The organism is Arthrobacter sp. Soil762 (assembly GCF_001428335.1).
Classification (GTDB): domain Bacteria; phylum Actinomycetota; class Actinomycetes; order Actinomycetales; family Micrococcaceae; genus Arthrobacter.
This window is the reverse complement of the sequence record NZ_LMSG01000004.1, coordinates 47,660-62,364: the sequence shown is the minus strand read 5'-3', so window position 1 is coordinate 62,364 and position 14,705 is coordinate 47,660. Positions and strand designations below refer to the sequence as shown.

Sequence of the window (14,705 nt, the reverse complement as noted above, 5' to 3'; positions counted from 1 at the left end):
CACATGCGGAGGTCCCGGCTTTATGGGTGTCGGTGGGGGCTGGGATACTGAATCAATGGTCGATACCCAGAACGCCGCCCTTCTTTCCGTTTCCCCTGATTCAGCGTCCGCCACAAAAAGCCAGGCCTTGGAGGTTCTCCGCGAACTTGTGGGGCATCCGGCGGCGGATTTCCATGACGGACAGTTTGAGGCGATTGAAGCACTGGTCGACGGCGGCCGGCGGGCTTTGGTGGTCCAGCGCACCGGTTGGGGAAAATCGGCCGTGTACTTCGTGGCGTCGCTGCTGCTCCGCCGCCGCGGTGCCGGGCCCACCCTGATCGTTTCGCCGCTGCTCGCCCTGATGCGGGACCAGGTGGCTGCCGCCGCCCGCGCCGGAGTGCGTGCCGTGGCCATCAACTCGGCGAACCAGCTGGACTGGGACACCGTCCGGGAACAGCTCGCCGCCGATGAAGTCGACGTGCTGCTGGTTTCGCCGGAACGGCTCACTAACCCGTCCTTCCGTGAGAACCAGTTGCCGGAGCTCATCCGGCGGACAGGCCTCCTGGTGATTGATGAAGCCCACTGTATTTCGGACTGGGGCCACGACTTCCGGCCGGACTACCGCCGGATCGCTGACCTGATCACCCAGCTGCCGGAGTCCGTGCCTGTCCTGGCCACCACCGCAACGGCCAACTCGCGCGTGGTCCACGACATCGAGGAACAGCTGGGCGCGGGCGTCCTCACCATCCGCGGAACCCTTGGCCGGGATTCCCTGCGACTGGGCGTTCTGACCCTGCCGAATTCCCGCGAACGGCTGGGCTGGCTCCTGACGCACCTTGCCGATCTGCCCGGCAGCGGCATCATCTACACACTGACCGTCTCCGCCGCGGAGGATACCGCCCGGCTTCTCGCCGAAGCCGGGCACACAGTGCAGGCCTACACCGGCAGGACCGATCCTGCGGACCGGGAGCGTGCAGAGCAGATGCTCAAGGACAACCAGGTCAAGGCGCTGGTGGCCACCTCGGCGCTCGGCATGGGCTTCGACAAACCGGACCTTGGCTTCGTCGTCCACCTCGGGGCACCGTCCTCCCCGGTGGCGTACTACCAACAGGTGGGCCGCGCGGGCCGTGGCGCGGCGAATGCGGATGTGCTGTTGCTGCCGGGTTCTGAAGACCGGGATATCTGGCAATACTTCGCCACCGCCTCCATGCCGTCCGAGGAGAAAGCCACAGCGGTGCTGACAGCGTTGGCTGAAGCCGGAACTGCCGTGTCAACGGTGGCGTTGGAGGCCCGGGTCGACCTCCGCCGCACCCCGTTGGAGCTGCTGCTGAAGGTACTGGCCGTGGATGGCGCCGTGGAACGTGTCGGCGGGGGGTGGCGTTCCACCGGCCAGCCCTGGATTTACGACGCCGAGCGTTACCGCCGGATCGCCGAGGCCAGGGTGGATGAGCAGGACTCCATGGTGATCTACCAGGACACCGCCGGGTGCCGGATGGAATACATCACCTCGGTCCTCGATGACGAGACCGCGCACGCCTGCGGGAAGTGCGACAACTGCGCGGGCCGCTGGTTCCGGGCCGATATCGCCGACGACGCCACGGCAGCGGCGGGTCAGACCCTCACCCGTGCCGGCGGTGTCCTGGAGGCGCGGCTGCAGTGGCCCAGCGGCATGGACCGCCTGGGCGTTCCGGTCAAGGGCAAGATCAAGCTCGACGACGGACTGGCGGACGGCCGCGTGCTGGCCAGGCTTACTGATCTCGGCTGGGGCGGGGCGCTGCGGGAACTCTTTGCGGCCGGGGCCGCAGACCGTCCGGTGGATCCTGCCATGCTGCAGGCCTGTGTCCAGGTCCTGCGGGAATGGGCTACCGGTGACGGCCGGAACGCGGGCTGGAGCGGTGCAGGACGGCCGGCCGCGATCGTCAGCATGCCTTCCCGGAGCAAGCCTGAACTGGTCCGCTCCCTTGCCCAGGGAATTTCGGAAATCGGCAGGATCCCCTACCTTGGCGAGCTGTCCCTGGGACACGGCGGACCCACTGGAAGCCGCGGCGGCAACAGCGCATACCGGCTGGCAGGCGTCTGGGACCGCGTGGTGGTGGGCCCGGAGTTGGAGGCCGCCATGGCAACACTTCGTGGCCAGGGCGTGATGCTGATCGACGACCTCGTGGACAGCCGGTGGACCGTTACCGTGGCTGGACGCGCCCTGCGCCAGGCGGGGGCGGGGGCTGTTCTTCCGCTCGTGCTTGCCCAGGCCGGCTGACCTCTGCGCCGGCCTGCCGGTGCAGTGACAGGCTGTCCGCCGTACTGAAGAGCATCAGGACGGCCATGGTGAGGAAGGCTCCGCGGAAGGGGCCAGCGTGATCCGCGGGGAAGGCCGCCACGCCGTCGAAAATCCGGATCAGCAGGGCGCCAACGGCGATGCCGGCGCCCGCGGCGAGCTGCACCAGGGTCGCCGACACGGAGTTGGCCGAGGTCAGCTGGGAGGGTGCAATGTCCGCGTACTGCACCGACGCGTAGGCGGAGAAGCCAATGGAGCGGAAGGCCCCGCTGCACACCAGCAGGGCGAAGATCAGGGCCTGCGGCGTGTCCGGAGTGAGCAGGGCGCACAGGGCGAAGGTCACCGCCGATGCCAGGGAGCCGAAGACCAGCATGGCCCGGAAACCGAAACGCCGGATCAGCGGCGTGGTGGCCGGCTTGATGCCGATGTTGCCGATGAACACGGCCGCCACCATGATTCCGGCGTGCAGCGGTGACCAGCCGAAACCGGTCTGGAACATCAGGGGCAGGAGGAACGGCACCGAACTGATGGTCAGGCGGTAGACGAACCCGCCGGTGGCCATGGCCCGGAATGTGCGGGTGGAAAAAACACTGAGATCAAACAGCGGGTTTTTGGCCCGCCTCATCCACAACACGGCGGCCGCGAGGGCGCATACCCCTGCGGCCGCGCTGATAGCTGCCCATGGCCCGTCGGGGCGGGCGGTGGCCAGTTCCAGGCCCACCACCAGGGCACCTACGCCGGTGGTGGTGAGGAGCAGGCCCAGCCAGTCGAGCCTGCGTGCGCTGTCTCCGGCGCCGGCTGGTACCAGACTGAGTGCGGCGATGAAGGCGGCCGCGCCCAGTGGGAGATTGATGAGGAAGATCCAGTGCCATGACAGGTAGGTGGTCAAGGCGCCGCCCACCAGCGGTGCCAGTACGGGCGCCAGCAGCGCGGGCCACACCAGGAAGGCCGTGGCGCGCAGGAGCTCCGATTTGGGTGTGCCGCGCAGGACCAGGAGGGTGCCCACCGGAACCATCATGGCCCCGCCGGCGCCCTGCAGGATCCGGCTCAGCGTCAGCACGGTCAGGTCGGGGCTGACGGCGCAGGCCAATGACGCGAGCGTGAACAGGGCAATCGCGAAGCAGAATACTTTGCGGGCACCCACGCGTTCTGCAAGCCAGCCGCTGAGCGGGATTCCCATGGCCACGGTCATGAGGTAGGCCGTCATGGTGATGTTGACGTCGGCGGCTGGAACGCCAAAGTCGCTGGCGATGTTGGGGATGGCGGTGATGAGGATGGTGCCGTCCAGGAACTCCATAAAGAACGTGGCAGCCACCAGTAGCGCCAGGCGGGGATTCCATGCCTGGCTTGTGCTGGTTTCCGCGCCGGGGGAATTACGTGCTGCCATTCCACCATCCTGCCACCGCCGGCCGGGGCGGAGCCTCGTGCGTCCGCACCCCGGACCGCCAGCCCAGCCCACCCAACACCGCCCGGCTCCCGCCCACGTAGGTAGCAGTAACTGTCGTTATGAGCGCTCATAACGACAGTTACTGCTACCTAGTTTGGGTTTGGTGGCATAAGAGCACTTCCCCAGGGAACGCAAAAGGCCCCGGTCCAGGACCGGGGCCAAACGCGGAGACGGGGGGATTTGAACCCCCGGTGGAGTTGTGCCCCACACTTCATTAGCAGTGAAGCCCATTCGGCCGCTCTGGCACGTCTCCAATGGCTATTACTAGCCCACCAAGGATACGCAGAACGGGGCACGCAGTGCAAAACGGCCCGTGAGCGCTTGTCTCAGGGCCCGCACACAAGCCCCGCGACGCCGTGCGCCGCGCGAAAACCCCGGCTCACCCACCGGCCCAAACACTTGCGCAAGAGAGCGGGTCAACAGGAGCGGATCATCCTGATTTCGTGAACGTCTTCCCAGTCGGCCACCCGGTCCTCGGCCCCGTCCGGAGCGAAACCCAGCCGTTCGTAGAATCCGACTGCCTTGGTATTGCCTGCTGCCACCCAGAGACTGGCCGCGTTATTGCCCAAGGCGGCTTCGAGAAGCCGACATCCCAGGCCCAGCCTCTGATGCGATGCCAACAAATACAATCCCCAGAGCTCCAGGTCACCGGACGACGGCGGCGGGTGGCCCGCCGGGGAACCGGGAGCGGGCAGTCGGCGGGCGCCGGCGAATCCCACCACAGTGCCATCGTCGCACGCTGCCCACACCTCGGCGGGGTTCGGCCGGTCCAGCAGCTGGTGCCACAATGCCAGCCGGCCTGCCGGATCCACGGCTGCCAGGAAAGCATCGGACAGCATGCCGCGGTACGTTTCCTGCCAGCAGCGGACATGGACTGCGGCAAGCCGTTCCACGTCAGCAGAGACTGCCCGCCGCACCGACAACACAGACATCAACCGCCTGCCAGCGTCCGCCATAGGAAGTGCTGGCTGCGGGCCTGCAGCGCGGCGGCCTGCCGGTTGTCCGAAGCTCCGGCGTGGCCGCCTTCCAGCGCCTCGTGGAACCAGACATTCGGGATTCCCATCGCCTGCATCCGGGCTGCCATCTTTCGCGCCTGAACCGGTCCTACCCTGTCATCCGACGTCGCCGTCCAGATGAATGTTTCGGGGTACTCCACGCCGTCCTTGAGCAGGTGGTACGGGGAGAAGGTCTTGATGTACTCCCATTCCGCCGCCACGTCCGGGTCGCCGTATTCGGCGATCCAGGAGTGCCCGGCGGAGAGCTTGGTGTAGCGCCTCATGTCCAGCAGCGGAACGCCGCAGGAGATAGCCCCGAAGAGCTCCGGGTAACTGGTGAGCATGTTGCCCACCAGCAGCCCGCCGTTGGAACCGCCCACGCAGCCCAGCCGCTCCCGGGACGTGACGCCACGGGAGACGAGGTGCTGCGCCACGGCCGCGAAGTCCTCGAAGGCGCGGTGGCGGTTTTCCTTCAGCGCGGCCCGGTGCCATGACGGCCCGTATTCGCCGCCGCCGCGGATGTTGGCCACCACATAGACGCCGCCGCGGGAGTGCGCTGCCTCGCCGGGGCCGCCGGAGGTGGCGGTCCTGCGCTCAAGCCAAGCCCTGCCGACAGTTCCGCTGTACGCCGGGGTCCGGGAAACTTCAAAGCCGCCGTAGCCGGAGAGTTGGGTGGGGTTCTGCCCGTCCAGTACCAGGTCCCGCGAGGCCACCTGGAAGTAGGGGACCCGGGTGCCGTCCGCGGACACGGCGAAGTGCTGCTGCACCTCGTACTGGTCGTCATCAAAGAACGACGGCGACGCCTTGACAGCCGCATGGCTGCTCACCACGCCAGCCGTCCCGGCAACGCCCCCTCCGGAGCCAGCGGTCCCGGCAGGATCCCGCGTGAGGCTTCCGCGCATCAGTGTGCTGGGGGTGGTGAATCCGGTGGCGACCAGCCAGAAGTCGTCGCCCGCACCGTCGCCCGCACCGCCGCCCGCACCGCTGTCGGCCGGTCCTTCATCTTCGTCGTCCACCGCGTAGGCGTTGACGTCGTGCAGCGGCGGGCAGGCATCCAGCAGCGACGAAGCCCAGGCGCCGCCGTCGGCCGCACTCCCGTCGGACGCAGCCGCGTGGGCCGAAACGCCGGGAACAGAGGGATCCAGCACCCGGATCTCGGACGAGACGTCGCGCAACAGGTTCAGCAGCAGGAAATTCCGCGTCCAGCTCCACGACTGCAGTGAAGTGTGCGCATCCGGCGTAAACAGCACCAAGAGATCCCGCGCCCCGGCAAGGTAGTCCTCGAACTTCGCGGCCAACAGGGACCCGGCGGGGTACGTGGTGCCCTCAAGGGACCAGTCCTGCTGAGGCCGGAACAGGAGCCACTCGCGGTGCGCGCTGAGGTTCACGTCTGTCGGTGCGTCGATCTCGAGCCAGGCGTCGTCCCAGCGGATGAACGTGCTGCGGTTGTAGAAATCGATGTAGTCCACGGCGAACGTGCGCTCGAAGCCGGGAGTGGAATCATGCGCCACCACGGCCATCATGTGGTCCTCCGGCACCTCAAAAAGCCGGGCAGCCGCGGAGAGGGTTTCGCCGCGCCGCAGGGTGACGGCCGTCCGGGCGTAGGAGGAGGCGGTCCGCGGCAGGTTCCCGGCGGTGGAGGCGACCAGCAGCGTGTCCGTGTCCAGCCACGAGACGTTCCCCTTCGCCGTTGGCAGGTCAAAGCCGCCGTCGGCCGGGTCAACAAACGTGCGGGTCCCGACGTCGAACTCGCGGTAGCGGTTGGCGTCGCCGCCGTCGGGGGAGAGCGCCAGCAGCGCGAGGCGGTACGGTTCGCCGGCGGCGGGACGAAGGAACGTGGCACCGTGGAAGACCCACTCCTCACCTTCGGCGGCGGCGAGGGCGTCCACATCCAGCAGGACGTCCCAGTCGGGGGAGTCCGTCAGGTAGCTTTCCCAGGTGGTGCGGCGCCACAGCCCCTTCGGGTTCGCCTGGTCCTTCCAGAAGTTGTAGTACCACTCGCCGCGTTTGCCCACCATGGCGATCCGGTCCGTGGAGTCCAGCACCTCCAGGATGCTTCCTTCCAGGCCCGCATAGTCGGCGTCCTCCAGGAGGTCCTCGGTGCGAGCGTTCTGCTCCCGGACCCAGGCCAGCGGCGCCTCGCCGTAGATTTCCTCCAGCCAGACGTTCTCATCAGTGGGTTCGGGGGCGGACGATGGACCGGGCGCTTGATCAGCTGCAGTGGTGGTCATGCGCCCCATCCAAACAACAATTTCGCGCCGCAAGCAAGTCAAGTGCCTTGGGCTCATGCCGATACTCTGGATGCTTGGGTAAATCGAAGAGCATCCGGGCCGCCATCATCGGCGCCGGACCCCGGGGAACCAGTGTGCTGGAGCGGCTGCTCGCACACGCCGCCGCGTACGCCGCTGCCCATCCCGGCTCCGCAGCCCTGCATATCGACGTCATCGACCCCTATCCGGCGGGTCCGGGGCACGTGTGGCAGCCCGGCCAGTCCCGGCTGTACCTCATGAACACACAGTCCTTCTATCCCACGGTCATCCCTGAGGACCCCTGCCTGGCGCCGCCGGTCGCGGGCACCACGTTCGACCGCTGGCGGGTCCGGCAGAAGCGTGAGCCGACGCCGGCCCTGACGCTGGACGAGCGGTCCGAACTGGCTGCCTTGGGATCGCGGGACTTCCCCAGCCGGGCACTGTACGGCCGATACCTGCGCTGCACGCTGGACGAGTTGACGGCAAAACTGCCCGACGGCGTCACCGTCAGTTTCCACGAAACGATGGCCGTATCGGTGCGCCCGTCGCGCGACGGAACAGCCCGGACGCCGGGAGCCGGCGCCGCAGATGACGGCACACCAGATGAAAGCACCCCGGGGGACGGCGCCCCTGGCGAAGCAACCCCAAGTACGGGAACGTTCGACGTCGGACTCGCCGGCGGCGGTTCCCTCACGGTCGATTCCGTGGTCCTGGCCCTGGGGCACCTTGCGTCCCGGCTGAACCCTGAGCAGCGGGAACTCCAGGCATCGGCCGCACAGCTGGGCCTCAGCTACTTCCCGCCGGCCGTCCCTGCGGACGTTGACTGGACCGCGATTCCGGCCGGAGAACCGGTCCTGGTGCGGGGTATGGGGCTGAACTTCTTCGACGTGATGGGCCAGCTCACGGAGGGCCGCGGCGGAAAGTTCATCGACGCCGGAACCCGGCTTGAGTATCAGCCTTCCGGCCAGGAGCCCCTGATCATTGCCGCCTCCCGCCGCGGCACCCCGTACCGGGCCAAGGCCGCGCTGGCCGGCTACTACCCGGCGTCGGTCACCCTGCGGTACCTGACCCGTGCAGCGCTGGAGCGGTTCGCGGCCACCGGGATCCGCCCGGGTTTCGACCACGACCTCTGGCCCTTGCTGCACCGCGACACCCTCTGGGCCTACTACTCCACCCTGGTGCGCTCGCAGCCCGCGGCCGTCCCCGACGCGTCCGCGTTCCTGGCCGCGCTGGATGAGGCGCTGCGGCCGCATGCCCACAGCGCCGCCAACTGGGAGGTTGCGGTGGAGAGCGTCCTGGCCGTGCACGTCGGGCCGCGGCACCGGCTGGATCTGCGGGGCCTTGCGTCCCCGCTTGCGGGCAGGTCTTTCGGATCACGCGCCGAACTGGATGCCGCCGTCGTCGAGTACCTGCTTGATGACGCCCGCCGCTCCGCCCTGGGCGAGGAGGATCCCGTGAAGATGGCCATCGGCGCCCTTCATCATGGGCGCGCGGTGCTGAAAACGGCAGTGGCCGACGGCGGTATCACCGATGAGTCCTGGGTGGCCGGCCTGCGTGGCTGGTTTGAGTCGTTTGTGGAGGGCCTGGCCAGCGGGCCGCCCGCGCTGCGCGCTGAACAGCTGGCTGCCCTGGCGCGCGCCGGCGTGGTCAGTTTCGTAGGGCCCGATCCCCGGTTCAGCGTGGACCGGCGGACAGGCCGCTTTACCGCCGTCTCTCCGTGGGTGAAAGGCCCGCCGGTGGCGGCGAAGACCATGGTGGAGGCCCTCGCGCCGGCGAACCGAGTGTCGGCGAACGCTTCACCGCTGCTGGAACAGCTCCTCGCTGACGGGATGGTGCGGCCCCGGCTGATGATGACGGCGGAAGGTGCGCCGGTGCAGGCCAGCGGGCTCGACGTGGCGCCGCACCCGTACCGGCCGGTGGCGGCCAACGGCTCGGTCACCGACGGACTCTATGTGCTGGGCCTCCAGCTCTCGGCCACCCAGTGGGGGACGGCCATCGCCGCGGAAGCGCTCCAGCCGGGCGGCCCCACGTACGCCAGCGGGCAAAGGACACTCCGCGATGCCGACGAAATCGCGCAGGCGATCCTCGGACACTGAGGATCCCTGCCGCAACGAAATATTCGTCCGCACGTCCCCTGAGTTTTTGTCCAGATAAACGGCCTGGGGGCTCGTAAAGACGAATATGTGGACAAAAACTCGGGGAATATTGAGCCGCCGCGTCCGGGCGTTGCGGTTGATGACGTCCCAAAGCCTTGAAACAGGGCGCATTGTTGCGCCCTGTTGTGGTGGATGACGCGGCGTTGCCCCCTGCGTCCGGATTGCCCCGTGCTACGCCCCATGGACCGCCGTGACGTGCGGTTTCCCGCTGTGAACGCCGCCCTTTTGCCGCCCGTTCTTCTCTGTTCTAGTGGTTGCCACAAGCCAGCCGGCCTGGACCAGCATCACCGGTTCCACACCTCCAGTGCAGAAAGATTCAGCCATGAAATTCCGAAAGCCATCCGCACGAACCGCCCCCGCTGCAGGCACTGTGGCCGCCGTCGCCGCAGCCATGGCGCTGTCGCTGGTGCTGACGGGTTGTGGCGGCGCAGCGACAGCCCAGTCCGGAGGCAGCGGCGCCGAAGTAAAAACCATCCGGTACCAGGGTTCGCCCAACACCGTGGCCCTGGTGGAAGTGGCCGAGGACCTCGGCTACCTGGGCGACGTCAAGCTCGAATGGATCAGCAACACCACCAGTGGGCCGCAGAGCATCCAGTCCGTGGCCACCGACCAGACCGACATCGGGGGAGCGTTTACCGGTGCCGTCATCAAGCTCATCGAAGCCGGCGCGCCCGTCCAGGCCGTCATCAACTACTACGGCGAGGACAAGGAAACGTTCACCGGCTACTACGTGGAAGAGGGCAGCCCCATCAAGACGGCCCGGGACCTGATCGGCAAAAAGGTTGCCGTGAACACCCTGGGCGCCCACCACGAAGCGATCATCAACACCCACCTGAAGAACAGCGGACTGACCCCGGAGGAGATCAAGCAGGTCCAGCTGGTGGTGGTGCCGCCGAACGAAACCGAAGTGGCCCTCCGCAAGAAACAGGTCGACGTCGGCACACTCGGCGGGGTGCTCCAGGACCGGGCGCTCGCCGAGGGCGGCGTACGGGCCCTGTTCACCGACGTCGGGGTGATCGGCGGCCCGTTCGATGCCGGCCAGTACGTCCTGCGGAAGGACTTCCTGGCCAAGAACCCGGAAACCAGCCGCACGGTGGTCACCGGAATCGCCAAGGCCATCGAGTGGGAGCGCACTACCCCGCGGGAACAGGTGATCGCCAAGTTCGAGGAAATCATCGCCAAGCGCGGCCGCAACGAGAGCACAGAGGCGCTGAAGTACTGGAAGAGCGTGGGAGTGGCATCGCCGGGCGGCCGGCTCCAGGACAGGGACTTCACCCGCTGGGCCGATTACCTGACGTCCGCGGGAATCATCACCGGCGACCTGGACACCAAGAAGCTCTATACCAATGAGTTCAACCTGCTGGAAACCCCTGCACCGGCAGCAACCTCGAAAGGATAGAAGATGACACCCAAGATCAGTCTCAGAAACGTCACCAAGGAATTCACCGTCCGGCCGGGCAAAGGGGCGGGCAAAAACACCAGGACGGAAGCGTCCGTCCTCACCGCCTTGGATGACCTCAGCCTGGATGTGGCCGCAGGCGAATTCCTCACGCTGGTTGGCCCCAGCGGCTCCGGAAAGACCACGCTCCTGGACCTGCTGGCCGGCCTTTCGCGCCCTACCTCGGGGAAGGTCCTGGTGGACGGCAAGGAAGTGACCGGGCCCGGCCAGGACAGGGCCGTCGTCTTCCAGCAGTACGCGCTGTTCCCCTGGCGCACGGCGTCGGCCAACGTCTCCATCGGCATCGAGAACACAGGCCTGTCCAAGAAGGAAAGGGCGGCGAAGGCCAGCGAGTTCCTCGACCTGGTGGGCCTTGCCGGGTTCGAGGACCGCTACCCGCATGAACTGTCCGGCGGTATGAAGCAGCGCGTGGCCATCGCCAGAAGCCTCGCCTATGAGCCGGACGTTCTGTTGATGGATGAGCCCTTCGCCGCCCTGGACGCCCAGACCCGTGAGCAGCTCCAGGACGAGCTCCTGCGGATCTGGAAGGCCACGGGCAAAACCATCGTGTTCATCACCCACGGGATCGACGAGGCGGTCTACCTCGGCCAGCGGGTGGCGGTACTCAGTGCCCGCCCCGGCAGGCTCAAGGAAATCGTGGACATCAACATCCCCGACCGCGACGGCGACGCGGACATCCGCTCGCATCCGGCTTTTGTGGAACACCGGCACCAGGTCTGGTCCCTGCTGCATGACGAAGTCCGCCGGGCCCAGACCTCCGGCCACCGGAAGATCCTCCCGGACGGCACCGCCCCCGATGAACAACCCCTCGAAAGGAGTGCGGCCTGATGAGCACTGTGTTGACCCGACCGCAAGAGGCGGCTGCCGCCGTCGACCCTTCACTGCAGCCCGGAATACCGCAGCCCGGACCCTCCGGACCCTCCGGAGCGTCCGGTTCGGAACGCGGACAACGCCCGACGCCGGCAGCCAGGTTGGGTGCCGCAGCCCGCAATGCGGGGCGGGCTGGCTGGAAATCGCTCGCCGTTGTCCTGTTCCTGGCACTGTGGGAAGTGGGTCCGCTGTACCTGGCCAGCCCGGCCACGCGGGTGTTCCTGCCGCCGCTGCATGAGGTGCTGGCAGCGGGGGCCAAACTCCTGGAGAACGGACAGCTGCAGAGCCATCTGCAGGCCAGCCTGACCCGCTCGGTGTCCGGTTTTGGCATCGCCGTGGTGTCCGCCGTTGTCCTGGGGCTCCTGATCGCGTGGTACGGCTGGCTGAATTCGTTCCTGAACCCGCTGCTGGAGCTTTTCCGCAACACGGCAACGCTGGCCCTGCTGCCGGTGTTCACCCTGCTGCTGGGCATCGGGGAGGAATCGAAGATCACCATCGTGGCCTACGCCGCGTTCTTCCCGGTCCTGCTGAACACCATCGCCGGCGTCCGGACCGTGGACCCGCTGCTGATCCGGGCCGCGAAATCCCTGGGGCTGAACAGCTTCCGGCTCTTCCAGAAGGTGATCCTGCCGTCGGCGGTCCCCACGATCTTCACCGGCATCAGGATGGCCGGAACCTCGTCCATCCTGGTGCTCATCGCGGCCGAGATGGTGGGCGCCAAAGCCGGGCTCGGCTACCTGATCGTCAACGCGCAGAGCAGCTTCCTGATCCCGGACATGTACGCCGGCATCCTGACCGTCTCCGTCGTGGGCCTGCTGGTCAACACCGTACTCGTGGCACTGGAACGGCACTTCTCCCGCTGGCGCACCGCCGTCGGCTCCGACACCTGAGCGCCCAGCCGCCACCTCTGAACCAACAAACACAAAACTTTGAACTGCAAAGGAAGCACCATGACTGTCATCACCGAAACCAAACTCCAGTTCACCAAGCTCAGCTCCCGCATCGGCGCCGAAATCCGCGGCCTGGACCTCAGCGCAGACCTGTCCCCGGACACCGTGGCGCAGCTCCGGGCCGCCCTGAACACGCACAAGGCCCTGGTCTTCCGGGAAGCGAACATCCGCACTGACGAAGACCAGGTGCGGTTCGCCAGCCGCTTCGGTCCGCTCACCAAGGCCCACCCCACAGTGGCCTCCGTGGACGGAAAGCCTGCAGTCCTGCCCGTGGACAGCGAAAACGGCAGCGCCAACAACTGGCACACCGACGTCACCTTCGTGGTGAACCCGCCGCAGGCCTCCACCCTGCGCAGCATCACCCTGCCGGGCTACGGCGGGGAAACCCTGATCGCGTCCTCGGCCGGTGCCTACCAGGACCTGCCGGAGGAACTGCGGAACTTCGCCGACACCCTCTGGGCCATCCACACCAACGACTACGACTACTCCGTGCCCAAGAACCTGGAACACGCCAACGCCGACGAACGGCGCAAGGAGTTCACCAGGATCCACTTCGAATCCGCCCACCCCGTAGTGCGGGTCCACCCGCTGACCGGCGAGCGCGGATTGTTCATTGGGGGCTTCGCGCAGCGGCTGCGGATCGTTGGCCTGTCCAACACGGAGTCCAAGGACATCCTGCGGCTCCTGCAGGCCTACATCACCCGCCCGGAGAACGTGGTGCGCGTGAACTGGGAGCCGGACCAGCTGGTGCTGTTCGATAACCGCATCACCCAGCACTACGCCCCGGACAACTACGACGGCCAGCCCCGCCAGCTCAACCGCGTGACCATCGCCGGCGACCTTCCCCGCGGCGTCGACGGACGCAGCAGCACCTCCATCAAGGGCGACTCGTCCGCCTACTCCGAGACCGTCGTCGTTCCTGAAACTGCGAGGGTTCTCGATGCTGCCGGAGCCCGGCCGTGAGCGCGCAGCTTGGCGGCGCCAGGCAGCTGCACCTGAACGCCTTCCTCATGAGCACCGGCCACCACGAGGCGTCATGGCGCCTGCCGGAGAGCAACAGCTTCGCCGGCACGGACGTTGCCCACTTCCAGCGGCTGGCCCAGACGGCAGAGCGCGGCAAGCTGGACTCGATCTTCTTCGCCGACTCTCCGGTGCTGCACGGAAACGTGGCCCAGCGGCCCTACGGCAGCCTCGAGCCCACCGTGCTGCTCGCCGCCATCGCCGCCGTCACGGAACGGATCGGGCTGATCGCCACCGCGTCCACAACCTACAACGAGCCCTACAACCTGGCGCGGCGGTTCGCCTCCGTGGACCACATCAGCGGCGGCAGGGCGGGCTGGAACGTGGTGACCACGGCGGGGGACGCGGCCGCCAGGAACTTCTCGCTCGCCGGCCAGCCCGCCCACTCGCAGCGGTACGAGCGGGCGGCGGAATTCCTGGATGTGGCCAAGAAGCTCTGGGACAGCTGGGAGGACGACGCCGTGGTGGCGGACAAGGACGCAGGTGTGTGGGCCGACAGCTCGCGGGTCCATCCGGTGAACCACCAGGGCCGGCATTTCCTGGTGGAGGGCGGCCTGGATGTGCCCAGGTCCGTCCAGGGGCACCCGGTCATTGTCCAGGCCGGTTCCTCGGAGAACGGCAAGGACTTCGCGGCGCGGTACGCGGAGGCGGTCTTCACGGCGCACCAGACGCTGTCGGCTGCCCAGGACTTCTACGCCGACCTGAAAAGACGGACGACGGCGGCGGGCCGGGACCCGCAGTCCATCAAGATCCTGCCGGGCATCGTTCCGGTCATCGGCGCCACGGAGGCCGAGGCCCTCAAGCTGGAGCGGGAGCTGGATGAGCTGATCCTGCCGGAGCACGCGGTGCGGCAATTGGCCAACCTGCTGCGGGTCTCGCCGGAATCCCTGAAACTGGACGGCCAGCTGCCGGCCGACCTCCCGTCGGAGGACGAGATCGAGGGTGCCAAGAGCCGTTACACCTTGATCGTGAACCTCGCCCGCAGCGAACACCTGACTGTCCGGCAGCTCATCGGGCGGCTTGGCGGCGGCCGCGGGCACCGTACCTTCGCGGGAACACCGGAGCAGGTGGCCGATGCCATCCAGCATTGGTTCCAGGCCGGCGCCGCGGACGGCTTCAACATCATGCCGCCCGTGCTGCCCTCCGGCCTGGACATCTTTGTGGACCAGGTGGTTCCCATCCTCCAGGACCGCGGGCTGTTCCGGCGTGAATACACGGGGCGCACGCTCCGCGAGCACTTTGGCCTGGCCGTCCCGGCCAACTCCTTTGCCGAGGTCCCAGAAAGAGTGCCGCAGCCCGTCTGAC

General features: G+C 67.4%; 10 protein-coding genes and 1 tRNA gene. 7 read left to right on the top strand and 4 right to left on the bottom strand.

Features of this window, described 5'->3' with window-relative positions; genetic code table 11:
• Nucleotides 1–55 precede the first annotated feature (55 nt).
• Nucleotides 56–2,236, top strand: a complete 2,181-nt coding sequence (locus ASG77_RS06120) for a RecQ family ATP-dependent DNA helicase (protein WP_056342570.1) — start codon at nucleotides 56–58, stop codon at nucleotides 2,234–2,236.
• Here the strand turns inward: ASG77_RS06120 and ASG77_RS06115 are convergent.
• The 4 genes from ASG77_RS06115 to ASG77_RS06100 form a co-directional block, all read right to left on the bottom strand.
• Nucleotides 2,160–3,641, bottom strand: a complete 1,482-nt coding sequence (locus ASG77_RS06115; protein ID WP_056342569.1) for an MFS transporter — start codon at nucleotides 3,639–3,641, stop codon at nucleotides 2,160–2,162. The genes ASG77_RS06120 and ASG77_RS06115 overlap by 77 nt on opposite strands.
• Nucleotides 3,642–3,866: 225 nt before the next feature.
• Nucleotides 3,867–3,954: transfer RNA gene (locus tag ASG77_RS06110), tRNA-Ser, on the bottom strand.
• Nucleotides 3,955–4,117: 163 nt separating this feature from the next.
• Nucleotides 4,118–4,633, bottom strand: a complete 516-nt coding sequence (locus ASG77_RS06105; RefSeq protein ID WP_235564340.1) for a GNAT family N-acetyltransferase — start codon at nucleotides 4,631–4,633, stop codon at nucleotides 4,118–4,120.
• A complete protein-coding gene (locus ASG77_RS06100) occupies nucleotides 4,633–6,927 on the bottom strand; it encodes a prolyl oligopeptidase family serine peptidase (RefSeq protein ID WP_056342563.1) in 2,295 nt (764 codons plus the stop codon). Before ASG77_RS06100 ends, ASG77_RS06105 begins: the two co-directional genes overlap by 1 nt.
• 74 nt (nucleotides 6,928–7,001) lie before the next feature.
• On the opposite strand from ASG77_RS06100, the gene ASG77_RS06095 reads away from it, so the two are divergent.
• The 6 genes from ASG77_RS06095 (at nucleotide 7,002) to ASG77_RS06070 (ending at nucleotide 14,704) form a co-directional block, all read left to right on the top strand.
• Nucleotides 7,002–9,041: an FAD/NAD(P)-binding protein gene (locus ASG77_RS06095; RefSeq protein ID WP_056342561.1), complete on the top strand. Its 2,040-nt coding sequence runs from the start codon at nucleotides 7,002–7,004 to the stop codon at nucleotides 9,039–9,041.
• 382 nt (nucleotides 9,042–9,423) lie between these two features.
• The gene (locus ASG77_RS06090) at nucleotides 9,424–10,500 is read left to right on the top strand and encodes an ABC transporter substrate-binding protein (protein WP_056342558.1); all 1,077 of its coding nucleotides are present in this window, start codon (nucleotides 9,424–9,426) and stop codon (nucleotides 10,498–10,500) included.
• 3 nt (nucleotides 10,501–10,503) lie between these two features.
• Nucleotides 10,504–11,388 (top strand): ABC transporter ATP-binding protein, encoded by an 885-nt coding sequence (locus ASG77_RS06085; protein WP_056342556.1) that lies wholly within the window; start codon nucleotides 10,504–10,506, stop codon nucleotides 11,386–11,388.
• Entirely contained in the window at nucleotides 11,388–12,320 is a 933-nt protein-coding gene (locus ASG77_RS06080; protein WP_056342554.1) for an ABC transporter permease, read from the top strand. The genes ASG77_RS06085 and ASG77_RS06080 overlap by 1 nt, the downstream gene beginning before the upstream one ends.
• 60 nt (nucleotides 12,321–12,380) lie before the next feature.
• Nucleotides 12,381–13,343: a TauD/TfdA dioxygenase family protein gene (locus ASG77_RS06075; protein WP_056342551.1), complete on the top strand. Its 963-nt coding sequence runs from the start codon at nucleotides 12,381–12,383 to the stop codon at nucleotides 13,341–13,343.
• The gene (locus ASG77_RS06070; RefSeq protein ID WP_442854232.1) at nucleotides 13,340–14,704 is read left to right on the top strand and encodes an LLM class flavin-dependent oxidoreductase; all 1,365 of its coding nucleotides are present in this window, start codon (nucleotides 13,340–13,342) and stop codon (nucleotides 14,702–14,704) included. The genes ASG77_RS06075 and ASG77_RS06070 overlap by 4 nt, the downstream gene beginning before the upstream one ends.
• The last annotated feature ends 1 nt before the right edge of the window (nucleotide 14,705 follow it).